We start from the raw sequence: 25,489 nt of genomic DNA, 5'->3' as shown, positions 1-25,489 counted from the left end.
GTTGACTCTTCTATATCATCTCATAGGGGCTTTTATATCACGCACTTAATTAATCTGGTGATTCAGCAAAACGTTGACAAAACGTCTTTGGGAAGTTAAATAATCAAGGATTTTTACATGTAATCTGGCTACTTCGGCATTCACCAGTCAAATTATGGTTATGATACGGATTGTAATGAAAGAAACACTTATTTCAAGGGTCTTTTTGTCCCCTTCCACCATCTTTCGAGAACTTTTTGATGACGAAAGTGATAACGATGAATCCTAAAACCATAACTATGACTGCCCCAATCAATATTATTAAAAGTTTTTCATTTAATCTCCCTAACCTCACCCCATAGAGTATATAGGATATGAAGCTAGTTAATATGATGAAAATCATGATCCATAAATAAGGTTTTAGGATCTTTTGTCTCCTTTCTTTTTCAAGGTACTTGATCATATCAAATTTATCTTCTTTTTCACTTTCCTGACTATTTTGCTCTTCTTGTTGATCGAGTTTTCGTTTTTCATCTTTATCATCTTTCATAAAATCGAAGTCGAGCTGATTTGGTATTTTGTCTTCTTCTTCTATTGAAGCCTCGTGATCAGATCTCTTAATTTTTTCGTATGCGGATCTGAGGAGATTCGCCGCCATGACATTCCGCTTCTTGGTTTCATTCCATTCTTCTCTGCCTACTTTATTCCGCATTATATACTCAAGTGTGTCCGCTTCTTTTTTTTCGCCTATGTTTATCAGGAAATATTGATAAGCCCACAATCCATCGACAATGCTTGGATCATTGTTGTTAGTCTCGTTTGGCAGCAATATGGTGAATACGAGATATTCATTGAAGCTTATCGGGATCTTCTGCTTTGCCTTAAATTGTGTACTTTCCCATTTCAGGAGCATATCGATCACAAATTGAGCGTGGGTGCTTTCCTCTTCAGATTTGGATAATTCCCTAATATCGTTGAAATAGTTTCTCATGTCTTTATAGGTTTTTTTTATTTTGTTAATGTCGAATCTTGAATCCTGCACTTCTATTCGCTCCGATAAACCGAGATGTTGTAGTACATGTTTAGAATTTCTGGTATTGGCAAACTTTTGTTTTGATGGCGCTAACTTGAATATAAGATAGTAAAGGGTGAATAACGGAATTGAAGGACTGGAAGCAATGTTTTCACTTTAGCACACCTAGTTTAAGTGCAAGTGGTGAAGAAGTGTATAACTCTATAAGAACAATAAGATTTAACTTGATAAGGATTTACTCTCATTCATTTGTGCGATAAGTAGTCAATGCCCCCGTGCCAGTACCCGGTTTTATTGATATGAATTGATCTCTTCTATTCAACTGATATGCTTCCTCAGTAGTCCCCGGAGCAAATCTCGCTGTGGCACCCTTGCTCACCGCTACAATTCTAACCGGATCTATACCCAGCCCAATCAGAAAATTTTTTGCTGCATTAGCTCTCCTCAATGCTAGTGCAAGGTTGTATTGAGCCGTACCTCTTATGTCAGCATACCCCTCAATCAGTAAGGTGAAACCTGGGTTCTCCCTGAGTGCCTTGGCATTTTCTTCAAGAACTGGTGTGGCGTCTGGTCTAATATCAGATTTGTCAAAATCGAAGAATATGTCCCTTAATTCCAATCCTATTTCGAGTGAAGATGGAGGTGGAGGAGCTTCAGGCATTTCCTGAGCGAGCATCTGTTTTTTCATCAGAGTTTCATTTATATCATTCAATACCATTTTTTCCAGGTAGCCCCTAGATCTAACAGTACCAAGGTATCCGATCTTATAATCAAAGTATGGCATGATTTTATAATTTACCTTTACCTCAGTCTCCGAGGGGGAAATGCTTTTGACATCAACACGCAATTTTTCCTTTACGAATTTTGGATTGGGTGGGGCTGGCGGAGGGGTTATTTTTTCGAAGTATGATATTTGTCTTAGATAAGACATGACCTTGGAATCTTTAATCTGGTCATTGGCGGGTTCAAGATATATTCTATCCCTTTCACCGAATTTGGGACTATAAACATATGATGTCTCAAATTGTATATTCCCATTGAGCTTATCTTGATTTTGAATTCGCCAATCGAGCGCTTCTAGAGCGGCAATAGTCGCAGACCATACTTCATCATAGCTGCCATTGAAAACGATTGGTTCATTTTCATAATATCCAGCCTCCGGCGCAGGTCCTACGGGTGTTTCACCTACGCATGATAGAAAAAGGACCGGAGCGAATATATAAAGTAGAAATCTTGTCTTTTCTTTTATTATTAAACTCATTCTCTATGATTATAGTAGTTTAATAAACGCAAGAGCTGGCCAGTTCGCTTTCTTTTTTCTGGTAAATGTGAACGCAAAATGGTTGCCTGAGTGCCGTTCTTCCCCTGTCAGCGAGTATGTCAGCTAACTGTTTTGCCTTTTGCGGGTTTGGCGGCGACCCAACCGCCTTTGAGGAAGTTTTCACCCATAATGATATTGGAGAATCCCAGTCTGCGCTAATAACACCGGGAAGACTCATTATAATTGAAGTGAAGTGCTTTTGTGATGCCGTTTGACTGTATTCCATTCCAAAGGAGCTAAGACCGTAGAAGCCGATTGCGAAAATCAAGGCGGAAACGATGGTTAACCTAATTTTCATCCTCACCCTCCTTTAAGATGATTTAGACTTTAAAAATGTCAGACATATTTATACCATCAATTTAAATCAAATTCTACACTTATTTCAGCGATAATTCACTGCGATGTAAAATTTTCATCCCGGATTAGAGCGGTTAACCAGCGATCCATCCAGCGTCAACTGAAAGCATAGAGCCAGTCATATACTTAACATTGTCGTCACAGAGAAATGAAACAGCATGAGCAATTTCTTCGGGTGTGCCAAAGCGCCCTAAATGTTTGGCAAGGGGTTGGAGTGATTCCAAATACCCCTTAAGCGCGTTTTGATCGGGCACGGCAGCGAAAAATCCTTCGACCATCGGAGTCCATATTGTGCCGGGACATATACAATTGACACGGATTCCTTTTTCCGCGTACTCTAGAGCCATGCTCCTTGTGAGCTGCGTTATGGCTCCTTTGCTGGCGTTGTACGCGGCCGCACCAGGAATAGCTTTCAATCCTAGTATAGAAGAGTTGTTGACTATGCAACCACCACCATTTTCTAACATCCTGGGAATCACATATTTTGACATAAAATAAGTGCCTTTTACGTTGACATCAAAAGTCTCTTCCCATTTGTCTGTCGGTGTTTCATGGGTGTTGTAAATATACAGGACGCCTGCATTGTTGAATAGAATATCTATGCGCTTGTGTTTTTCTAAAGTATAATCGACTGCGGCCTTGCAGTCCTTTTCTTTAGATACATCGCTAACAAAATAATCAATTTCCAACCCTTCTTTTTTCGCTTCTCCTACGGCTTCTTTTAAGGTTTTTTCAGTGCGACCCGTAATTACAACTTTTGCTCCCTCTCTCGCGAACAGAATTGCCGCTGCCTTCCCCAATCCCAGGCTTCCACCTGTGATAAGTGCTACCTTGTCCTTATGCTTCATTGATTACTTACCTCCGTTGGAATGTTTTGAATTATAACCAAACGTTTTATTTGAAGATATTTTTATTCGCATCCTTATTGTTTAATTTCTGACTTTGAATATTGGAGTTTCTAATATAATATCCAAACATTTATTAGTATCAAATCTTTTCAAATAAGCATTTACTTAAGCCTAGTAAGTATCAATGAAGAGTTTTATTTGGTCTGGCAATCTAGCATGCTAAATCTAGTTCTTTCTTGATCTCGAAAACACTGTTTATATAATTACTATAGCAGGAGGGCTAAAGCCATGGAAACATTACTTAGCATTTTTTTAGGTATTGGTCTCAGCGCTGCATGTGGGTTTAGAGTCTTCATTCCACTGATGATAGTAAGTGTTGCTTCACTTTCTGGGCATCTAATCTTGGCCCCTGGCCTTGAATGGATTGGCACTTATCCGGCTCTTGCAGCATTTGGGATTGCTTCGATGGTTGAAATATTTTCATATCATATTCCTATCATCGATAACCTCCTTGATACGCTTGCGGTTCCTGCGGCAACAATCGCGGGTACGATCGTGATGGCCTCGGCAGTTTCGGAAATGAGCCCGTTACTCAGATGGTCTCTTGCAGTTATAGTTGGTGGAGGAATTGCCGGTATGGTTCAGGGTTTGACTAGCATAACTAGACTGGCTTCAACCGCTGCAACAGGCGGATTTGCTAATCCTATCGTTTCAACTGCTGAAGCTGGCGGATCGGTAGCCATGTCGGTTATAGCAATTTCTTTGCCTGTGGTGGCGTTTATTTCAGTAATCGGAATAATATGGTTTGCGTTCGTCAAATTGTATAGAAGGCTGTTCAGAGAAAAGGCGTTTAATACATAGTCATATTTAAAATCTTTCGATTATGTATCGTTGACATCAGCAAATATGTAGAGACGCAAAATTTTGCGTCTCTCCTACAAATCTTGAACTCTGCAACTAGTAATGGATTACTGATTTTTTCGAATGGCCTACGCTCAACTGTGTTTATTTTTTAGATTGTTAAATATTTTTTCCGCCGCCATTTCACCGGAATTTATACAGTCCGGTATGCCAACCCCGCTGTACGCATTTCCGGCAAGCTCAAGGGACTTATATTTGCTTACTCGCTCTTTTATCTTGGAAACGAGGTCAAGATGCCCAACAAAGTATTGAGGCATTGATTGATAGTACCTACTTACCATCTTCAAGATGGGTTTATCACTTACTCCGAGTAATTCGCACATCTCTTCATGTGCTGTTTTCATCAGCCAGTTATCATCTCTTTCATAAATTTCGGGATTAGTTGCACCTCCCATGAAACAGCGTAGTAAAACCTTGCCTCTTGGTGCTCTTCCCGTGAATTTTAAACTGGTAAAAGAGCATGCTAAAATAGGGCGCTTTTCAACTGTCGGCACAACAAATCCGAAACCGTTTAGATTATGGGATATGTCGTCAAGATTGTAAGCGAGGTTGATAACGACAGAGGATTCGTATTTTATTTGTGATAATTCCTTAGCAAGACGACTGTCAAATCCTTCCAGTAAATGGTATGCCTTATTTGAGGCTAACGCGATTATTACACCATCGGCATCTATCATAGTGCCATCTTCAGTCATTAGGGTCCACACGCTGTTTGAAAGTTCTAAACGTTTAACAGTTTTCCCGAGTTTTAAAGATTTCCCGGGCAGACTGGAACCCAACTTTTCTATCAGAGATTCCATTCCATCTTTCAGCGATAAGAATAGACTATAACGGGCCCCGCTCTCACCAGATTTAGAGGTATTTCTTTTGTTTTTCTCTCTGATCAAAGCCCTTATTACACTTCCGTGCTTCTGTTCCAATTCAAGAAATTGCGGGAAAGTGGCCTTAAGGCTCAGGGATTGGGGGTCGGCGGTGTAAATCCCACTTATTAATGGTTGCGCAACAAGATCGAGCACCTCTCGCCCAAATCGTCGGGTAACGAACGATGCAAGGCTTTCATCACTTTGGCTGGATCTACTTGGCAGCACTGTCTCTAATGCTGTTCGTAGCTTCCCGCGCCATGTAAATAACGGAGATGTTAAGAACGATAAAAGGCGAGTCGGAGCAAGCATAAGAAATCCATCAGGCACGTATATAAGTCTTCCCCGTTTGACAACGTATGTACGACGGTTTTCTTCATTTGTAGGGATTAGTTCTGGACCTAAACCCAATCGCCTGCATAGGTTCAACGCCCATGGCTTAGTAGTTATGAATGAATCAGGTCCTTCTTCGATTAAAAAATCATATGCGTGTTTGGTAGATATAACCCCGCCGAGCTTATTACGTCCTTCAAATAGAAGAACTTCGAGCTGAGTTTCACTCTCAGAGCTCAACTCCATTAGCCGATGTGCGGCACTCAGACCTGTTATACCACCACCTATGATAACTATTCGCATTATTTGTTAAGTTATATAACCACAGATGAATAGATATTGTTAGAAATAAACCGATACGAGTAAAAGATCTACGATTCATGGCGGATCATGCATCCTGGATCCTGCATCATGCTTCCTGTCTTATGTGACTTTTAACAACGTCTGCTAATGCTTCAATAAACTTCTGATCATCATTTACCGTTTTAGCCCTCAACATTTTTATTCCGACCTCCTCAGCAACCTCTGCTGCTTCAATACCGATATCATAGAGAACTTCGACGTGATCACATATAAATCCGATTGGTTGAATTATTACATGAGCGGTGGATTTTTTGGAAAGCGCTCTGATTAGATCACACACATCGGGCTCGAGCCAGGGGTCTGTAGGACGACCGCTCCTGCTTTGATATGCAAGCAACCAGTTTTCATGACCGAGCCTCTCCGATATCAGTCGACATGAAATGGTAAGTTGCTCTACGTATGGGGATGCTTCGGCCATGGGAGTCGGTATGCTGTGTGCTGTAAAAATCAAAACGGTATCGTCGCGGTCAGTGGACGGTATCTGTTCAAGGCATTCGGCTATCCGCTCGGCTGAGTCTTCAATAAATAGAGGATGATCATAAAATGGTTCTGTGTAATCTACGGACAATTCAACACCTGTCGTAGAAATGGCCTCCTCCACATCTCGCTGATACCTTTCCCAGCTCGCATCGGATTGATGGGCTGCCATTATTATGGCCAGAGCATTGTTTATTCCTTCTTTTGACATTTCGATGACTGTATCTGACAAAAATGGATACCAGTTTCTCATGCCAACATAGACCGGTAAGGGATATCCGTTAATTTTCAGCTGAGCTTCCAGCCCCCTGGCTTGCCGGTACGTAATTTCATTCAGGGGCGATCTGCCCCCTATAAGCTCATAATGATGAGCTACCTCGTCTAAACGCTCGGGTGGAATAGGTCGACCGCTTGAGACCTTAGACAGGAATGGTCTTATGTCGCCGGTCTTTTCGGGTCCGCCAAACGCTATCATTAATATTGCATCATATCTGTTTGACATTTATCGACACTGCTTTTTAATCGGCAACTGAGGACGTAAATTTGATACATGATGTACGATACAAGATACATGATGCACGATGCAAGATGCAGGATGGCGCATCAACTTTTACTCCCAAAATCATGCACATAATCTATTAGTGCAAGGACGTTATCGACAGGGGTGTTAGGTAATACACCATGTCCGAGGTTGAAGATATGTCCTGGTCTTCTCTCGGCTTTCTCCATTACCATTGATGCTTTTCTCCGAATTTCCGCAGGCTTTGTCAATAGGATTGCAGGGTCTAGGTTTCCTTGCACTCCAACATCATAGCCAACTCGTGCCCAGGCATCTTTAAGATTCACTCGCCAGTCGAGCCCAATGACATTCCCACCGGCCTCCTTCATCAGTTCCAAAAGTCCGGCTGTATTTGTACCAAAATGTATGACTGGGGTGTTTTTTGCAATATTTTGAAACAACCTATTCATATGAGGTAGAACATATTCTCTATAGTCGTCTGGTGAAAGGCAACCAACCCAGCTATCAAAAATCTGTATTGCGTCCGCCCCTGCTGAGATTTGATGATTGAGGTAGGAAACCGTAGCATCGGTTAATCTATTCATAAAAGTATGCCAAGCGGAAGAATCACCGTGCATAATTGCCTTGGTGTTTTCGTAGTTTCTCGAGCCACCTCCCTCGATTATGTATGAAGCGACGGTAAAAGGAGCACCGGCAAAGCCTATCAATGGCACCTCAGGATCGAGCGCACTTCGTGTGATCCGGATAGCGTCATAAACAAAATTAAGTTCGTCGCCATTAAATTCCCTAAGCGTAGTGACTGCCCTCCTTGATCTCAGGGGTCTTCTAATTCGTGGCCCATCTCCCCTGGAGAATTCTAGCTCTATCCCTAACGGTTCCAAGATGAGCAGTATATCGGCAAAAATAATTGCGGCATCAACAGCTAGACGATCTACGGCCATCAGAGTTACTTCTGCCGCTAATTCAGGTTTCTTGCAAAGTTCGAGAAACGAAACCTTCTCGCGGAGCTCCCTATATTCGCGTAGAAACCTCCCGGCCTGTCTCATTAACCAAATTGGCGTATAATCCGTGTGCTCGAGCCGACATGCTTTCAAAAAGGGTGAGTTTTTGGCAACTTCCTTTGAGTTGAAACTCTTGTCCTTATTCCAGATCATATCAATTCTGTGCCATTTGTTTGTGTTAACATCGTTTGAATGCGCAATCCTTTTCTTTCGCAAAAGGGCTCCACCGCGTCTTGCCATCTCTCGGACTAGATTACCCATCTTGGGACTATTGGGTTCATAGTCCGCTGACAAGCCTGCCTCATGTAGAGTCTGAGTTGTCGTAGGTCCGATCGATCCTGTGACCAGGTTTTTGAAACCTTCTCTCAGCTGCTCTTCCAGTCCTTCATCGGACGCCACCTTGATCAAATGGTGTACCTGCTGAGAACTTGTAAAGAGGGATATATCAGTTTCTTGATCCGCAATCGAACGAATTGCTGTGCGAAGAGGGGTTAGGTCTTCGGGCAGGGCCCAGCGATAGACAGGTACAGGAGTAACAATTGCGCCTCTCTCTTGCAAGCTTGATAACAACGCGGTATTCGGTAAACCATATTCCTGGACAGCTACTCTTTTGCCATTTACGGGAAGCTCGTTATCTAATGTGATTAAAATATCGCGCCATGTGTTTGGTTCGGGTACAAGAAGGTCTGGTCTAAGTCCCAATTCGCGTAATGCGGCAACTGGTTTGGGGCCACGAGCCACCTTTTTTACTTTCCGGAGTGCATCTAGAAGTTTGTTTTGTTGATATTTTGCTGATACAGCCTTGAATAGAGTGCTAGTACCAACGCCGGTCATGAAAATTATGATATCAAATTGCCCTTCAAATAGACCCTTTGCAAACTCTAATGCCTCCGTTGCTTCAGATAACGGAACCTCCCTCATAGAGGGTGCCAGAACTGGTATGCCTCCGTGGTATAGGATCAGTTTTTCCATCTCTTTTGCCCTGCGGCTCTCAAAAGCGGTAACTCGAAGGCCATTGAATCCCTTTGTCATTTTTTATCTTCCTTGAATCTTCATAAAAAACTTTTATCTTTAATGCGTTTGGACGATGAGAGAGAGGCGAATTTGGCAAGTCATACTTCTTTAGCTTATTTTGATTTGCTACAATTTTATCTGATGATTGTATTTTGATTTTAGCACACTTGCATAGAGGGTCAAGGTTTAGGTCGTTGAGTCTAAAGTTTGGATGTATGAAAATTTCTGGAAAATTATTCGATTGTCTTTATTCATTGTTTCGGAGGAAAAGATGAGCAAGAAAGTCGAATTTTATTATGATTTTTCAAGTCCGTATAGCTATCTTGCTTCAACGAAAATTGAAGGGATATGCACAAGACATGGAGCCGAGCTCGATTGGAGGCCATTTTTGGTAGGAGGTGTATATAAGGAGACCGGCAACCGTGCCCCTTTGGAGGTGCCGAGCAAAAAGAGGTACATGATTCAAGATGTAAAAGATTGGGCTAACCATTATGGAGTAGAGCTCAATTTCCCGGATCTGTTCCCGGTGAATAGCGTGAAATCCATGCGAGGCGCTTTCGTTGCGAAGGAACAGGGAAGGGTTCGGGATTACACGCACAAACTTTTCAAGTTTTACTGGATTCAGAATGACGATATAAGCCAGGATGAGATATTGCAACTAGCTTTAACCGAGCTCGATATGGACTATGAACTATTTATAAAGAGAATTAATGACCAGGAAATAAAGGATCAACTCAGAATAGAAACTGCCGAAGCCGTTAGAAGAGGTGCTTTCGGTGCGCCAACAATTTTTCTGGGGGACAAGATGTTCTGGGGAAATGATAGATTGCTTTTTGTAGAATCTTATTTGAAGAGTAAATTGTAGATCCAGCGTTTCAAGTTGCAAGATAGATGATACATGATACATGACATGTGAATTGAATGAGCCTCGATGTGTAGAAATATGAGATTTTCGGCTAATTACGTGTACTAGTAATGAAAGGGAGCAAGTAAGATGCACCACGGATTTGGATATAGAGATAATGAATTTCATGTCGAGGAAGTTCCTGTGAGAAGAATTGTTGAATCTTTCGGGACCCCTTGCTACATATATAGTTTTTCGGCGTTAAAGCATGGCTTCACCCTTTATAATAATGCATTTTCATCCGTAGGTCCTCTTATTTGCTATTCAGTAAAGGCAAATTCTAATCTAGCGATTCTTAAGGCATACGCGAACTTCGGAGCAGGATTTGATATCGTTTCGCTGGGAGAACTCCGCAGGGTTTTAATTGCGGGTGGCGACCCACAAAAGATTGTCTTTTCTGGTGTTGGGAAGACGCTTGAGGAGATGAGGGAAGCAATTAGTTCAGAGATATTATTTTTCAATGTCGAATCCACTGAGGAACTTGAAGCGTTAAACACTGTCGCGAAGGATTTGAAGAAGAAGGCGAGGGTTGCGATTCGTGTTAATCCCGATATTGATCCAAAAACACATCCGTATATAACTACCGGGCTCAAAGAAAGTAAATTCGGAATCGATATTGATAAGGCGGTATATGTGTACGGGCAAGCTGCAGCGATGGATGGTGTAGAGATTGTTGGTATAGATGCACATATTGGATCACAGATTTTTGACCTCACTCCGTTTGCGGATTCATTAAGAAAACTTATAGAGCTTTCAGATTTATTGAGGGATGAAGGAATTAATATTCAGTATATAGATATAGGAGGGGGGTTAGCCATTAGTTATGAATTAGGTGAAGTATCACCTAAACCACGAGATTATGCGGAAGTAATAGTGAGAGAGCTGAGAGACAAGCCATATAGGCTGGTTTTAGAGCCTGGACGGTCTTTGGTCGGCAATGCCGGGATACTCGTAACAAAGGTTATCTATTTAAAAGAAGGAGAAACCAAGAAATTCGTGATCGTAGATGCGGCTATGAATGATTTGATTAGGCCGGCTTTCTATGACTCCTATCACGAAATTCTGAATGTAAATCAAGGTAACAGCCACGAAGAAAGGGTGGATATAGTGGGACCGGTTTGTGAATCCGGAGATTTTTTTGCAAAAGATAGAGAACTTCCAAGGGTAAAAAAGGGTGATCTTCTTGCAATACTCAGCGCTGGAGCATACGGGTTTGTAATGTCATCAAATTACAATTCTCGTCCACGCATACCTGAAGTATTGGTCAATGGTGTGGAATTTTTTTTGGTAAGAGAAAGGGAAAAAATTGAGGATTTAATGCGAGGTGAGAGTATTCCAGGGTTTATCAAGTGAAGAATAAGTTTTAAAGACAGTCTTCTAAGGTCTAGGTGTTAACCAAAATCTCTCGGATTTGAGTTATATTGTAAAGGGTATGGATGGTATTACACTTTTTTTCCTGATAGATTACGTCGTGGATAAATTTAAACAGTAAATCAAAATTGACCTAGAATTAGCCAATGTATATCCTTTTAGTGCGTTTTAAGTGATGTCGATCTTATATTTTTGTGATTATTCGTCAATATACGGAGGTTGTTATGATATGGGAGAGTAGTTTTTTTGAGTTTATTAGAAAGGGCGGATTCTTTATGTATCCCATAATGCTTTGCTCAGTAGTGGGCCTGGCGATTTTACTTCAAAAGATTTGGGTTCTAAGACCAAAAAAAATAATTCCCGAACAGTTTTTGAGCACCCTTTATGAGTTAATCTCCCAGGCCAAATTTGGTGATGCTAGGGTGTTATCAAGGGCAAATGATTCGCCCATTGCAAGAATAGCTTCCACCGCACTTGAGTATTTTGATAGACCCAAAGATGAACTGAAGGAAAAAATCGAGGAGTCTGGTAGAAAAGAGGCGACTGATCTCTACAGATATATCGAGGGTCTCGGTGCTATTAGTAATGTCAGCACACTATTGGGTCTACTGGGAACGATATCCGGAATGATAAAGATATTTAGGGTTATTGCCGAACAACCAATTGTAAATCCTCCAAGCCTGGCAGGGGGCATTTCGGAGGCGCTTTACACGACTGCCCTTGGGCTTTTGGTTGCTATACCAGCTTTTATAGCTTACAAATACACTTCTGGAAAAGCTGGAGAGATCACGGCGGAAATGGAAGAGGAAGGGATGAGCATTATGGAAGAAATTGTTATTGCAAATGACAGAAAGGAGAAGGCCCGAGAGATTGTCAGATGAGATTTAGAAAAGACGATGATCCAAAAAAGGGTTTAGCCAGTACACTTGATCTTACCCCTATAGTGGATGTGGTTTTTAATCTGCTCATATTCTTTGCGCTTTCTCTTAATTTTGCCGTTACCTCAGGCGGAATTAATGTCAAACTGCCGAAGGCCTCATCTGCGGAGCCCATAAAAGCTGAAGAACTTACAGTAAATCTCACCGCCGATGGTAAAATCTACCTGAATGATAAGGTCATTACACTGGAGAAACTTTCACAGAGATTGAAAGAGAAGAAGGATAAGGATTCTCTGGTAATCATAAGAGCAGATAGTTTAGTGACTCACGGCAGGGTTGTTGAGGCCATGGACACTGTAAGGACTAACGGCTTTTCAAGGCTCGCAATAGCTGTGGATCAACCCCCATTTGAGAAGAAGTGAATTGCCAGGACTTTAGTCCACAGGATCTGTGACCTAAGAGTGAAACAATTAATTATATTCGCAGGAGCGGCTTACAGTCGGGATTTCATCGGGACTGGAAAGCGCCCCCTATTGATTAAATGTGAAATTATTTCCCGATACGGATAGAAGGGGTTTTCGAACCCCGCATTAAAACGTGAAGATTTACCAGACAATTAATACCCCCCATCTTAATCTTCCCCCTCGAGGGGGAAGAGATGTGCGAACGGGGACATGGGTCAGTCTCCTCACCCGTTTGAGCGGGGATTAAGGTTGGGGGGCATAGATTCACATTGTTTGACAGCATTTATTATCTTATGTAGTTTTTCGCGTCCATTGAAAACGCTTCCTTTTAAATAACGCCGTGATAATCCTCAGATTTCTCAATATCCTCATCACGAATTATTTTACATTCTGGATAATTGGATTCTCGATCTCTACATACCTCTATCCTGATCCTTTCAGAAAGCTCATATATCTGATCACGCCTGCCTTGGGTGTAATTATGTTTGGCATGGGTATCACCCTTAGTGGTCAAGATTTCAAGAGAGTACTGCTCAGACCTCTGGATGTTGCCGTTGGATTTTGTCTCCAGTACGGATTCATGCCTTTAGCAGGATTTGTTCTTTCCAATATATTCGGTCTCAAACCCTTACTTGCAGCAGGAGTGGTGCTTGTTGGATCGTGCCCTGGTGGGACGGCTTCGAACGTAATCACCTTTCTGGCTAGAGGAGATGTCGCTCTCTCAGTTACGTTGACCTCGGTTTCGACTATCATGTCCCCTGTCTTGACTCCACTATTCACATACATTTATGCAGGACAGTGGATAGACGTACCTGCTTATAAACTCTTCATTACTACTATCAAAATAATTATTCTACCAATAGCACTTGGTCTTGGAATCAAGACCTTGTACAGAGAAAAGGTCATGTTCGCTGTTGAATTTCTTCCCCTGTTGTCCTCTGTTGCAATAATTTTCATTGTCGGAGTTATAGTAGCGGCCAATGCAGAATCCATTTCTGGGGTTGGACTTAGAACAGGTCTTGTTGTAATAATTCATAATGTCCTGGGACTGGCTGTTGGTTTTGGCTTAGCTAGGCTTGCAGGTATGAACATGAAAAAGGCGAAAGCGGTATCAATAGAGGTAGGTATGCAGAATTCAGGGTTAGGGGTTGCGTTGGCGGGAGCATATTTCGGGGCTCTGGCAGCGCTCCCTGCTGCGATCTTCAGCGTCTGGCATAATATATCTGGTTCCGCACTTGCATGGTGGTGGAGTAGGCAAGAAGAAAAGATTTCATAAGCTGGTCTCAAAGGATAAAAATCATAATATTGCGAATAAATGATAAAGGTTTTCCAATAAAGGGATATTTGTTCCTGATATGTTCGGCGTTCTTTACGTCCCTTTCCTATATATTCGGGAAAGCGATTAATGATGAATTTGGTCCCGAAACGACTGTTTTTTTCTGGTTTTTTGGCGCATTTTTGTGTTCTTCTTTTGTTGTTATTTTGCTGCCTTCCCAAAGATTGGAGATCAGGGGAGTCCGTAGGTATTTCCCGATATTTGTTTACAGTTCAATTCTGACTGCGGTCGGTGCTGCTTTGTGGATTTCCTCGATATGGATAATTGGTCCTCCTCTCACATCGTTTCTAATGAAATCGCAGACATTGTTTACTTTGATGCTTGGTTTTATCTTCTTGGGTGAGAGATTAAATAGATGGGAATTTCTTGGGATCATTATAACCATATTGGGAGCAGTAATCGTTTCTTACCAAAAAGAAGGATATCTGTTAATGGGGACGTTGTTGGCTCTTATTTCGGCTTTTTTCTACTCGATATTATCTTTTTTAATAAAGAAGATTGCACAGGATTTAAATATGCTCACGGTTGCAAGCCTCAGAGCTCTCGGTGTTTCAGTAGTCGTATTTATTTACCTGACAGTCACAAATACATTTAAGATGCCTGGTCTACTGGATGTCTTGTTCATGACTTTAGGAGGTATATCTGGCGCATTTGTCGCAAAAACAAGTCAGTTCCAATCCATAAAGTTGCTTGATGTATCTCGATCTACCGCAGTAATGCCATTGGAGTCGCTTTTCGTCGTCCTTTTTTCATATCTCTTTTTTGGCGACTTGCCCTCTTTCCTAAAACTTGCAGGTGGAGTGTGTATAGTAACTGGAGTTGTTTTCCTGGTTATTTTCAGGGGGGAGAAGGCTGATGTCCTTGAGCATGAATAATGATATCGGATTCACTGTACTTACTATTCAATGTAGTGGAAGACTTTAGTCTTGTATTCTCATTTATGATTTATTGCGACCCGAGGGTCGCCGGTACATTAAAAAAAATGATGTTTTAACGACCCTGGCGCACTATGCCATCAATATCAATAAATGTAGGGACTGACGCCCCCATCAGTCCGATCTATAAGGCCCATTCGTGTGGTGCTACGAATATTTTAGTAGCTGAGGGCTTTAGCCCTCCATATACCTATTTTTATTTGTTAGATAGTCTAATTATGGTTTAATACAAATCTTTAAAAGCCGTCCTCAACTTCTTAATGTTTTCATGTCTTTCAAAGGCTAGATTTATTAACCTGGAAATAAGCTCCTTATAGCTAATACCAGTGACTTCCCAGAGTTTTGGATACATGCTTATTTGCGTGAATCCGGGAATTGTGTTCAACTCACTTACGAAAATATCTCCTGTGCCTTTTTCCATGAGAAAATCTACTCTGGCCATGCCAAAACAATCTGTTGCTTTGAATCCCTTAATTGCGAGTTTTTGAATATTCTCAGTTGTTTCTTCATTAAGTTTCGCTGGAGCGACTAGTTCTGTTCCTTTCTCAGTGTATTTTGCTTTATAGTCATAAAATTCCCTATGTGGAATTATTTCTCCGGGCAATGAGGCAATTGGTTCTTCGTTTCCTAAGACGCTTACTTCAATTTCTCTAGGATTTAAAACAGCTTTTTCCACTATTATTTTGTTTGAAAATTCACAGGCGAAATCTACTGCTTTGTCTAGCTCATTTTCTGATTTAACCTTCGTAATGCCTACGCTTGAGCCCAAATTTGCTGACTTAACAAAACAGGGAATGCCAATTTCGCCCTGAATTCTTTTTTTAACTATTCCTTTTTGTTTTGTCCAATCTGACTTATTGAATCCAATGAATTGAACAACTGGTATACCGGAGTCTCTAAATATTGTTTTCATGGCTATCTTATCCATTCCAACCGATGAACCGAGCACGGAGGATCCAACAAAGGGTATTCCCATTAGCTCAAACATTCCTTGAACGGTTCCGTCCTCTCCATATGTTCCATGCAGAATTGGGAATAGGACATCGAGTTTGTGTTCCTGTTTTACCTTTTTATTTTCAATTTCATAAAAAACGGGCTTCTGAGGGTCTAAGGAAGGGGTAAGAAAGGTGAGGTCAGAAATAATAATTTCACCCCCGACTACCCAGTCCTCTATCGAGGCCTTTCTCCAACTACCGTCTTTCATTATAAAAATCGGGAAGATATCAAATTTGCGTGAGTCAATATTTTGTATGATTGACCTGGCAGATAGAAGAGAGATTTCGTGCTCAACAGACCTGCCACCGAAAACTATTCCAACTACTCTTCTGGACAAGATTATTCCTTTGTGTGGGTTTTTAATGAGTTACCTTAATGAGCTTTTAATGTCAAGATATTTTGGGATTATTTATTAACATCTAATGGAGCGCAGCGCTTTAGCCTCCCACAGGTGGCGACCTGAAGGTCGCCGCTACATTAAAAAAATAATCTCCCAGCAACCGCGTGGCACTGCGCCGGCAATATAGACAAATGTAGGGACTGATGCCTCATCAGTCCGGTTTATAAGGCCCGTTCGGGGAACGGGCCCTACGTTGGAATTTGTTTTTTTGGCTGGGCGAACGTTGCTGCTACGATTATGTATTTTGATATAACAGCTTTTTGCAAATGACCTTTTTCTTAGGTAGAATCCCAGCTATTCACAAAAATTTAGGAGGGATTTAACATGCAGAAGGCAGTAATATGTGAACCTCTAAGAACGGCTATAGGAGCGTTTGGTGGGTCTTTAAAGGATATACCTGCGACAGTTTTAGGTTCAACTGTTGTAAAGGAGATTTTAAGCAGGGCGGATATCGATCCTAAAGAAATTGATGACTGTATAATGGGTAATATATTGAGCGCCGGTCAGGGGATGAACCCTTCCCGTCAGGTTGCACTTAATTCAGGGCTCAGTATTGAGACACCTGCATTCACACTGAACAGGGTTTGTGGATCTGGCCTGCAAACGGTTGCTCTGGCGGCACAGGCAATAAAGGCGGAGGATTCAGACTTAATTTTAGCGGGTGGAATCGAGAACATGAGCGCGGCTCCATTTTATCTTATGAAGGCTCGCTATGGATACAGGATGGGCATGCCAAAGGAAGAGATAACGGATGGAATGGTCTATGATGGTCTCTGGGATATTTTTAATGACTATCACATGGGAGTAACGGCAGAGAACCTCGCCGAGTCGTATAACATTTCAAGGGAGGCACAAGACGAGTTCTCTTACAAGAGCCAGATGAAATGCAAGGCTGCTATGGAGGAAGGAAAATTTAATGATGAAATAGTTCCCATAATGATCCCTCAGAGAAGAGGGGATCCAGTTTCATTCGTCAAGGATGAGCACGCTAGGGCTGATACGACCCTCGAGGCTCTCGGAGGTTTGCGCCCTGTGTTTAAGGTTGGGGGAACAGTTACTGCAGGGAATGCTTCCGGTATAAATGACGGAGCTGCAGCAATGCTAGTTGCATCCGAGAAAAAGGCTCAAGAACTTGGGCTTAAGCCTCTGGTTTCGATCAGAGCCTATGCAGTGGCTGGAGTCGAACCCTCGATCATGGGGATTGGTCCAGTACCAGCCATGCAAAAGGTATTGGATAAGGCTGGCCTTTCTATTGACGATATAGATCTGGTTGAATTAAACGAAGCGTTTGCCGCTCAGTCTCTAGCAGTCTTGAGCGATTTCCCGATTCCGGAAGAAAAGCTCAATGTAAACGGTGGAGCAATAGCACTTGGACATCCAATCGGTGCGTCAGGATCGGTACTTCTAACAAAATTAATACATGAGTTACACAAGAGGAAAAAGGCAAAAGTAGGCCTTGCTTCCCTTTGTATAGGTGGTGGAATGGGGATTGCTATGATTGTAGAAAAGGTAAAATAATCGAAAACCAAACCTCCTGGAGGTATGAACCTTCGGGGGGTCATATTTTTTTATCATTAAGGCCAATCCTAAAATCGGTAGTGGCACGTTGCAACGTGCCACTACTGTAAATAAACGACAACTGCGCTTGTGCCTATTATGTTTAGGACCGCAAGGGGAAAGAGGACTTTCCAGCCGAGTCCCATAACCTGATCGTAGCGGAATCTGGGAATGGTCCACCTCACCCATATAAAAAGGAACAAAAAGAAAAAGACCTTTCCCACAAACACAATTGGAGGTAAAAACCAGTATCTTTCGATGTCTATTCCCCACCATCCTCCTAACGGTAGTGGATACCACCCGCCTAAAAATAGGCAAACCATAAGGGATGAGACGACTATCATATGTGCATATTCGGCCATGAAGAACATCGCAAATTTCATGCTGCTGTATTCTGTATGATAACCCGCAACGATTTCTGGCTCCGCTTCCGGCATGTCAAACGGTAGCCGGTTTGTTTCTGCGAAGGATGAAACCAGAAAGACGAGAAAACCCAAAGCCTGTGGCACAACATACCAAAGATTAGACTGTGCATGTATTATTTCGGTTAGTTTGAATGATCCTGCAAGAATTATGACACCTAAAACTGACAGGGTGAGAGGGACCTCATAACTGATCATCTGCGCAGCGGATCGGAGCGCTCCCAGCAGTGAGTATTTGCTGTTTGAAGCCCATCCTCCAATCACTATACCGTATACCCCTAAAGATCCTATAGCGAACACATATATAAGACCGACATTAATATCAGCGATTTGGAATCTTACATAGGTCGGTTCCTCTAATAGACCGAAGATTGTTGTGTTAAAACCTTCCCCTATAGGAATCACTGCAAGGGCTATGATTGCCGTAATAAAAGCGAATGCAGGGGCAAGAATATATAACGGCTTATACGCTTGTTGAGGGATTATATCTTCTTTAAATATAAACTTTAGACCATCGGCAAGGGGTTGAAGTAGTCCAAATGGACCTACTCGGTTCGGACCCAACCTGTCTTGAATAAATGCGCTGACTCTCCTCTCGGCAAAGGTTAAATAGGCAACTAGTGTTAATACTGCAAATAACAACAAGGCCACTTTTACAAAGGATATGCCTATATCAATCCAGAGCATTGATTCTCCTTTCTTTGAATACCAATATTAACTGTTCTTGTTAATCCCGAATGAGCTGATTTTATCGTAGCTTATTCCTTTGTAAGAAGGAATTTTCTCGGATATCTCAAGCATGATTTGAGACGGATTTGAGTAATTGAAACTTCCATCCTGAAAGGAATTTCCTATGAGTTTAATAATCTCCCAATCAGGCTTTGCATTCCCGGGTGGAGGGATAACTTGTTTAATCCTTTGCACCCGGCCATTGTCATTCGTAAATGTTCCGTCCTTTTCATATGGGGTAGAACCAGGAAGAATTACATGAGCCATCTGTGCAGTACCACTCAGTTTAAAATCTTGAACAATCAGCAGTGAAAGACTGGCCAAGGCTTCTGTGAAATTCGTTTTAGTCTCATCAGGAATAAAGTTGACTAGGTCCTCCCCTATCATATATACAGCCTTTATTTTCCTTTCCATGATAGCTTCTATCGTACCTTTTATATCTTCATTATTCTCAGATAAAATAATGTCTCTAACACCGGTGCTATTTGGGAAAGGGTCGGTGCTTATTAGTCCAAATTGCTTCTCACCTTCAGACTTAACTATGTTTGAAGAAATGTTTCTAATCCCCAAGATTCCTGCAAGCTTTTTAAGCATATAGAGTTCTTCATTTGTAAGAAGCGGGGAGCAGACAAATGTTATTTCCTCATTGGAATTCTTGATCCGTTTAATCTCAGATGTAATAAAACCGATAGCCTTTTCCCATGTTGTGATCTCAAAGCCTTCACCTGTTCTGATAATTGGATCTTTAAGACGCCTTCCAGTTTGTATAGCTTTAAAATTGTATCTGCCTCTATCACAAATCCAGTAGTTATTCACTTCAAGATTAGTCCTCGGACGAACCCTTGAAACCCGACCCATCCGTGGATCAACCCCAACCGTTATATTGCAACCGTTACTGCATAGGGGGCAAACCGTATCGGTAAACTTCCAGTACCAAACCCTTTCTTCGTGGAGGGTTTCTTTGTTGAGTAGCGCACCAACCGGGCAGAGGTCGATAACATTGCCTGCTAATTCATTGTCTAGATTTTTTCCAGGAAAGACAACGATCCTCTTTCTGAATGCACGCCCTTCGAATCCTAACTCTCCTGTCTTAGTGATCTCGTCTGTAAATCTCACACATCTTGTGCACATTATGCAGCGGTTTGGATCATATAATATTTTTTCGCTTAGGTAATACTTTTTCCTCACCCTTTTCTCTTCCGGTCCGTCGAATCTGCTGTACCCCGGCCCGTGAGTGAATGCGGTAAGTTGTAATGGACACTCTCCACCCTTATCACATATCGGGCAGTCTAGAGGATGGTTAATCAGGGTAAATTCGACAGTTGCCTTTCTTGCGTTGATTGCCTTTTCAGAATTTGTTTTAACGATGAGACCATCTCTAACAAAGGTGTTGCAGGCAGGCATTACCTTCGGCACACCTTCGACTTCGACAAGACACTGCCTGCACTGTGCTACAATACTTAAGGCTGGATGGTAGCAGAAGTGTGGAACTTCAACACCAATGCGTGATGCAGCCTGAATGAGGTTTAAACCGTCTTCGACCTCAACTTCTTTTCCATCTATTGTGAGCTTTGGCACTGGATTTCCTTAATTGAGTGTAGACAAAAATTGTATCCGACTATATTTTATAAGCAAGTTGTAAGTAAGAGTATGAGGCTAGCTTGTTTTACTGCTAAACATAACATTAATTATTCTAACTTCCTAAGCAATAGTGCGCTCCACTCGTCATCGGCTAACTGTTTTATTGGTATTAAGGCTTTATCGGTAAACTTCTTAATTACATCATTCCTATGTTCATTCTTAAAACCGGAGATTATAAGAAATCCATCTTGTTTCATCCTGGAAGCAAGGTCATCACTGATTAAGTTAATTAAATCTATTAATATGTTAGCTGTGATGAGATCAAACTTATCATTAATGGTCTCTATAGTTCCCCGATGAACTTCTATTCTTGAAGAAAGTCCGTTTTTGGCGATGTTTTCTCTGGCTTCATTCACCACCGATATCTTTATATCAAAACCCTGAGCAGTCTTTGCTCCGAGAGCAACTGCGCAGATTGCGAGAATTCCGCTTCCACATCCCACGTCTAAGACCTTTTCTATTTTTGTTTCTTTGAGCATATGTTCCAACATCTTTATGCAAAGGATGGTTGTAGTGTGATTCCCTGTGCCGAAGGCCATTCCTGGGCTTATCTCGATCGTTTTTTCGTGTCCGTTCGGGAGTAACAAGGGATACAATGAAGTTCGAGGGTGTAATTCGTATAATGGGACTCTGCTCTGTTTTTTGGTCATCTAGGTCTGATTGCGTCTTGATTATTTGTTTAAGGATTGAGCCTTAAACTTGGAGATGTCAATTTCTAAGGTGTGCAATAGTAAAGAGGATAGTCTTTTCGCAAACTCATTGGTTTCAAACCAATCTATCCTGCTGTTTTACTCCCTTATTCTCTTCTGCACTTTTTTCAGGTGTCTTCTTGTTCTCATCAATGTCTTCAAACTCCTTGTCGATTGACTGTCTTATTTCATCTTTGGTCCTCTGTAGGTCTCTCATCGTCTTTCCAATAGTTCTGGCAACCTTAGGTATTTCATTCGGCCCAAGGACAAGAAGGGCAATTAAAAGTATTATTAGAATTTCACCTGTTCCTATACCGAACATTGGACTATTATATCAATCGATTGTGTGAGTGATTGATTTTCTCCTAATCAAAAAAGTAGCACATTAATCCATCTTATTCAATGATTCTGATCTTAGGGGAATGTCTTCTTCGTTTTATTCTGTCATTCGTGTCAGATGGGCGGGGTTTTCCAACCCCAGCCCTCATCTCAATCTTCCCCCCTCAAGGGGGAAGAGAATATTGTCTCCCCCGCTTGTGCATGTCCTGAGAAAAAGCGAAGGAGGGGAGGGTGAAAGTTGGAGGGTGTTTAGGGGAGGACTTTACTCCCCCATTCTTTGTCCGGTTTTTTAAAAAAATTAAGTGATCTATAAAAATCAGATATATTATTGCGCTGCATGTAATATCTTAGCCATTCAATATTTTTGAAATAAAAATACTGAGTAGCAAATAAGGAGGGCCTTGTATGAAGGCAATTAGATATCATGAGTTTGGAGGCGTTGAAGTCCTGAGATACGAGGATGTGCCTGATCCTAAAGCAGGAGGTGATGAAGTAGTCGTGAGAGTGAAGGCTTCTTCTTTAAACCAATTGGATTTGCGATTGAGATCGGGTAAATCTCCGAGGCCAGTTGACCTCCCCCATATCGGGGGTGTGGATATTGCCGGAGATGTGGCAGAGGTTGGGATGAATGTTAAAGACTTGAAGATAGGGACAAGAGTTGTCATAGATCCGACGCTGAAGTCAGGCGGCCCCCCTAAGGTAATAGGTGTAAATCTTTATGGCGGGTTTGCGGAGTACGTGAAAGTACCTGCATCGAATGTTGTTCCCATACCCGATGACCTGTCATATGATGATGCTTCAACCCTTCCGATATGTTACGTCACTGCCTGGTATGGTCTATTTGAACGGGCAGGGTTAAAACGGGGTGAAATTGTACTTGTTCATGCAGCAGGGAGCGGTACTGGAAGCGCAGCAGTGCAGCTTGCAAAACTCTCAGGCGCGGAGGTAATTGCTACGGCGGGCACTGACGAGAAGCTTTCAAAGGCTAAGGAACTTGGGGCGGATGAAACCGTAAATTACAATAGGTTAGACTTTTCGGAAGAAGTGAAGAAAATAACCAATAATAAGGGTGTTGACGTTATATTCGACCAAATTGGGGCCTCGGTATGGGAAAAAAATATACAAGCTCTTTCTCCAAAAGGGAGGCTTCTGTTGGTGGGAGTTGTTGGTGGGGGTTCAGCTACAATAAATTTCGGGCCGATAATTATGAAAGACGTTTCCATTTTTGGAGTGACAGTGTTTAATGCGCCAAGGAATAATTTGATCAGTGTTATGAATTTGGTTTCTCAGAAAACTATTCGCCCTGTGATAGATAGGACTTTTCCTTTAAAAGAGGCGGCTATCGCGCAAAAGCTCTTGGAGGAGAGGAGTCAGTTTGGAAAGGTGATTTTGAATCCATGATGCACGATGCATCCTGCATCCTGCATCCTGAATCTTGCATCCTGCATCTTTATTTTAACTTGCCAGAATTTCGGCAATCTTTGGAAATATGTATTCCGCGACATCTCGACGTGAGCCCCCGCCCGTAATTATTAAATACCTGCCTTTACAAACCTCTTCCGAGAACTCTTTTACTACTCTTACGAGTTCAATAAAAAATCCCTCAGTTAATCCAATATCTCCATAGTCACCCCGGCAAGTATCATGGCCCAGAAAGTGAAATATCATCTCGGGCTTAAAGCTTCTAGCTCGAGGCATGAATTCAGTCTTTATCAGACTAAGATAATTTTCATCGGTTGAACTCCAACCCACACCAACACATTTATTTGTTTCGCTCTCAAAATCCGAGTCACAGAAACAGATATGAAAAAATGAATCGTCATTTTCAAACATATCCCTATCGCCGTCTCCATGATGACAGTCGGTATCAAGAAGGACAAATTTCTCAATACCAGGTGTCTTTCTTGCTGTATATACGGCTGGTGCAACGCAGTTTATGTAAGTCCCTCCCCATGCCGATGTTCGTCCAGCATGGTGTCCAGAGGCACTGTTGAATAGCAGACCGTTCTTTAATTCTCCACCCATAATCATTTTCGTAGCCGCAATACAGGCTCCCACTGAGAGGAATGCATTTTTCCCATACGATCTTTTTCTGAGATTCTCGATCATTTCCCTGGTGTGAAATTTTAGAAGCAAATCCTCTGTCACAGGTTCATGCTCAAATAGTCTTACGTTCGGTAATCGTAGAACTCCATCGAGCAATTCGGGGAAATTGATGAATTTCGGCCCGACCACAGGGCCCGGGCTTGTCTTAAATATGTGGCTATAGAAGATACCAGTGCTCATTTAGAACTACTAAATTATGACCCAAAAATTTGTTGAAAATTAGTTAACAGTTGGGTTGAATCTATTTCTTTTATTCCACATTTCTCGGCGATATCTTTTGATGTCATCCTGCCTCCATCTTTCCACAAGTTAAGAAATAAATTTCCAGCCTCTTTTTTCCTCCACCACTCCTCATCAAAAGCCTCTCTTAAGAAAGGTCTAAAACTAGCCTCAATGAAGCTCGATCTAAGATAAACAGCCGAATCGAAGAATGGTTCAGTATCGATTAGGTAATCCGCTTCATCATGTTTAGCCAATATAGCTTCCTTCAGGATTTGTGAGTAATATTCCGACCTATTTTGATGTTCATCGTTTTCATGAATTAAAAACTCATAGATAAGTTTCCCGCAGTAATATCTCAGGGTCATTAGCTGTCTTAAATGCATGAATTCCAAAAAGTCGCTACCCGGGTCAAGTTTTAAGTATTTTTTTATCCACTTGGGTTGATATATCAGATTTTTAAATAAATGAGAAAAGATCGCTAAATACGTCGATTCCCTGAGCATTCTGAATTCGAAGGATTCGTCTGGTTCGGTGTAAGCATAACATAATGCTTTTCCCAGTGTTTGAAAGAAGGATTCATAATCCTCGACCCCTCCAATCGGGTTTATTGAACACAGAATCTTGTTTGGGACTTCTATTGGAAGGCAAAATGATCCTGGAACTTTCCCATTTCTCTTCTCAGAATCTGTTTTTATGCTGCTGGCAAACTGTATATTCATTTCCGAGAGCAGACTTTTTGCGATTATTTCTAATAGCGATTTAGGGAAATTGGATCTCAATTCGAATGAGCTAAATAAGTAATGAAGATCGTTCAAATTCACGTCTTCCAGTTTCAGTTCCATACGCCTCAGGAGAAACCACTTGAGCAGATCCCTATAAATATACTCTGTATCACTCAAAAAAAGCTTTGCTTCTTCCCTTAATTTACTGAGCCCTATGCCCTCTGAGTCATCGCGCAGTCTAATATATGTTGGAAAGCCTAGCTCCTCTGAATCTTTATTAAAAGTTTCTAATAATTTGAGATACAGTGGATTGAGACTTAAGACGATTTCCTGTCTCTTCCTATTTAGTTCTTCCCTATTTGATCTCTTCGGTTCGTTTTTTATCTCGTACATAATAGATCTATAGTGAATAGATCTTTTGTTATAAATGATTGATGCCCTACTTTCGGTATTTAGAATTTGGTCTCTTAACTTTGCTGACCTGCCCTCGATAAAGGTTCTTGCCAAAAAGGATAGCATTAACCTCAATCCTTTCTCTTCTTTTTCATTGTGAGCGTGTATTGCTTTAATTGACAAAAAAGGTCCGGGGTCCAGGAAGTCAGAATAATTTCTGAATATATAGTCTAGATTACTTTCTGATTTCAAGCCCGAAAGAATGTTATATTTTTCGAGATTCAATGCCTTGAGAAATTTCTCGGCGGCTTCGCAAATGTCTGTAGTCGTATTCTGGTACATAGTTTACAAAATAATT

The 25,489-nt window shown here is 41.6% G+C and carries 23 protein-coding genes; 9 read left to right on the top strand and 14 right to left on the bottom strand.

The annotated features are described in order from the left end of the window. Window positions 1–193: 193 nt before the first annotated feature. The 4 genes from VGA95_00830 to VGA95_00815 form a co-directional block, all read right to left on the bottom strand. Window positions 194–1,021: a hypothetical protein gene (locus tag VGA95_00830; GenBank protein HEX9665085.1), complete on the bottom strand. Its 828-nt coding sequence runs from the start codon at window positions 1,019–1,021 to the stop codon at window positions 194–196. Between the two features lie 232 nt (window positions 1,022–1,253). Next, window positions 1,254–2,273, bottom strand: coding sequence for an OmpA family protein (locus VGA95_00825; protein ID HEX9665084.1), 1,020 nt, complete (start codon window positions 2,271–2,273; stop codon window positions 1,254–1,256). A 19-nt stretch (window positions 2,274–2,292) separates the two neighbouring features. After that, on the bottom strand, window positions 2,293–2,631 hold the full coding sequence (locus VGA95_00820; GenBank protein HEX9665083.1) for a hypothetical protein: 339 nt from the start codon (window positions 2,629–2,631) through the stop codon (window positions 2,293–2,295). A gap of 133 nt (window positions 2,632–2,764) precedes the next feature. Next, the gene (locus VGA95_00815; GenBank protein ID HEX9665082.1) at window positions 2,765–3,538 is read right to left on the bottom strand and encodes an SDR family oxidoreductase; all 774 of its coding nucleotides are present in this window, start codon (window positions 3,536–3,538) and stop codon (window positions 2,765–2,767) included. Window positions 3,539–3,826: 288 nt separating this feature from the next. On the opposite strand from VGA95_00815, the gene VGA95_00810 reads away from it, so the two are divergent. Next, window positions 3,827–4,399 (top strand): DUF4126 domain-containing protein, encoded by a 573-nt coding sequence (locus VGA95_00810; protein ID HEX9665081.1) that lies wholly within the window; start codon window positions 3,827–3,829, stop codon window positions 4,397–4,399. A 134-nt stretch (window positions 4,400–4,533) separates the two neighbouring features. Here VGA95_00810 and hemG read toward each other — a convergent pair whose 3' ends face one another. The 3 genes from hemG to hemE all read right to left on the bottom strand — a co-directional run bounded on the left by hemG (window position 4,534) and on the right by hemE (window position 9,045). After that, the gene (gene hemG / locus VGA95_00805) at window positions 4,534–5,955 is read right to left on the bottom strand and encodes a protoporphyrinogen oxidase (GenBank protein ID HEX9665080.1); all 1,422 of its coding nucleotides are present in this window, start codon (window positions 5,953–5,955) and stop codon (window positions 4,534–4,536) included. A 106-nt stretch (window positions 5,956–6,061) separates the two neighbouring features. Further along, on the bottom strand, window positions 6,062–6,994 hold the full coding sequence (hemH, locus tag VGA95_00800) for a ferrochelatase (protein HEX9665079.1): 933 nt from the start codon (window positions 6,992–6,994) through the stop codon (window positions 6,062–6,064). A gap of 101 nt (window positions 6,995–7,095) precedes the next feature. Further along, window positions 7,096–9,045 (bottom strand): uroporphyrinogen decarboxylase, encoded by a 1,950-nt coding sequence (gene hemE, locus VGA95_00795; protein ID HEX9665078.1) that lies wholly within the window; start codon window positions 9,043–9,045, stop codon window positions 7,096–7,098. A 253-nt stretch (window positions 9,046–9,298) separates the two neighbouring features. On the opposite strand from hemE, the gene VGA95_00790 reads away from it, so the two are divergent. From VGA95_00790 to VGA95_00765, 6 genes are all read left to right on the top strand, one after another. After that, complete coding sequence (locus VGA95_00790; protein ID HEX9665077.1) at window positions 9,299–9,892, top strand: 2-hydroxychromene-2-carboxylate isomerase; 594 nt, start codon at window positions 9,299–9,301, stop codon at window positions 9,890–9,892. 129 nt (window positions 9,893–10,021) lie between these two features. After that, window positions 10,022–11,284 (top strand): diaminopimelate decarboxylase, encoded by a 1,263-nt coding sequence (gene lysA / locus VGA95_00785; protein ID HEX9665076.1) that lies wholly within the window; start codon window positions 10,022–10,024, stop codon window positions 11,282–11,284. Between the two features lie 242 nt (window positions 11,285–11,526). Further along, window positions 11,527–12,183, top strand: coding sequence for a MotA/TolQ/ExbB proton channel family protein (locus tag VGA95_00780; protein HEX9665075.1), 657 nt, complete (start codon window positions 11,527–11,529; stop codon window positions 12,181–12,183). Next, entirely contained in the window at window positions 12,180–12,602 is a 423-nt protein-coding gene (locus tag VGA95_00775; GenBank protein HEX9665074.1) for a biopolymer transporter ExbD, read from the top strand. The genes VGA95_00780 and VGA95_00775 overlap by 4 nt, the downstream gene beginning before the upstream one ends. 382 nt (window positions 12,603–12,984) lie before the next feature. Beyond that, entirely contained in the window at window positions 12,985–13,920 is a 936-nt protein-coding gene (locus VGA95_00770) for a bile acid:sodium symporter family protein (protein ID HEX9665073.1), read from the top strand. 29 nt (window positions 13,921–13,949) lie between these two features. Then, window positions 13,950–14,855: a DMT family transporter gene (locus tag VGA95_00765; GenBank protein HEX9665072.1), complete on the top strand. Its 906-nt coding sequence runs from the start codon at window positions 13,950–13,952 to the stop codon at window positions 14,853–14,855. Between the two features lie 283 nt (window positions 14,856–15,138). Here VGA95_00765 and VGA95_00760 read toward each other — a convergent pair whose 3' ends face one another. Beyond that, entirely contained in the window at window positions 15,139–16,248 is a 1,110-nt protein-coding gene (locus VGA95_00760; GenBank protein ID HEX9665071.1) for a D-alanine--D-alanine ligase family protein, read from the bottom strand. 387 nt (window positions 16,249–16,635) lie between these two features. Here VGA95_00760 and VGA95_00755 point away from each other — a divergent pair, with 387 nt between their 5' ends. Beyond that, on the top strand, window positions 16,636–17,829 hold the full coding sequence (locus tag VGA95_00755; protein HEX9665070.1) for an acetyl-CoA C-acetyltransferase: 1,194 nt from the start codon (window positions 16,636–16,638) through the stop codon (window positions 17,827–17,829). A gap of 101 nt (window positions 17,830–17,930) precedes the next feature. On the opposite strand, the gene nuoH is transcribed toward VGA95_00755, so the two are convergent. The 4 genes from nuoH to tatB form a co-directional block, all read right to left on the bottom strand. Continuing rightward, window positions 17,931–18,977: an NADH-quinone oxidoreductase subunit NuoH gene (nuoH, locus tag VGA95_00750; GenBank protein ID HEX9665069.1), complete on the bottom strand. Its 1,047-nt coding sequence runs from the start codon at window positions 18,975–18,977 to the stop codon at window positions 17,931–17,933. Between the two features lie 27 nt (window positions 18,978–19,004). Then, window positions 19,005–20,597 (bottom strand): molybdopterin-dependent oxidoreductase, encoded by a 1,593-nt coding sequence (locus VGA95_00745; GenBank protein HEX9665068.1) that lies wholly within the window; start codon window positions 20,595–20,597, stop codon window positions 19,005–19,007. Between the two features lie 110 nt (window positions 20,598–20,707). Continuing rightward, window positions 20,708–21,310: a 50S ribosomal protein L11 methyltransferase gene (locus tag VGA95_00740; GenBank protein ID HEX9665067.1), complete on the bottom strand. Its 603-nt coding sequence runs from the start codon at window positions 21,308–21,310 to the stop codon at window positions 20,708–20,710. Window positions 21,311–21,425: 115 nt separating this feature from the next. After that, window positions 21,426–21,671, bottom strand: a complete 246-nt coding sequence (gene tatB / locus VGA95_00735) for a Sec-independent protein translocase protein TatB (GenBank protein HEX9665066.1) — start codon at window positions 21,669–21,671, stop codon at window positions 21,426–21,428. Window positions 21,672–22,093: 422 nt separating this feature from the next. Between tatB and VGA95_00730 the strand changes: the two genes are divergently transcribed. After that, window positions 22,094–23,089 carry a zinc-binding dehydrogenase gene (locus tag VGA95_00730; protein HEX9665065.1) on the top strand — a complete coding sequence of 332 codons (996 nt, stop codon included), beginning with the start codon at window positions 22,094–22,096 and terminating at the stop codon, window positions 23,087–23,089. A gap of 54 nt (window positions 23,090–23,143) precedes the next feature. Here VGA95_00730 and VGA95_00725 read toward each other — a convergent pair whose 3' ends face one another. Both VGA95_00725 and VGA95_00720 read right to left on the bottom strand, forming a co-directional pair. Beyond that, entirely contained in the window at window positions 23,144–23,974 is an 831-nt protein-coding gene (locus VGA95_00725) for a hypothetical protein (GenBank protein ID HEX9665064.1), read from the bottom strand. 14 nt (window positions 23,975–23,988) lie between these two features. Then, entirely contained in the window at window positions 23,989–25,473 is a 1,485-nt protein-coding gene (locus tag VGA95_00720; protein HEX9665063.1) for a hypothetical protein, read from the bottom strand. Window positions 25,474–25,489: the final 16 nt, after the last annotated feature.

This window comes from Thermodesulfobacteriota bacterium, assembly GCA_036397855.1.
In the GTDB taxonomy this organism is placed as follows: Bacteria; Desulfobacterota_D; UBA1144; order Nemesobacterales; family CSP1-2; genus DASWID01.
The sequence above is the reverse complement of the archived record's forward strand: the minus strand, read 5'-3'. Positions and strand labels throughout refer to the sequence as shown.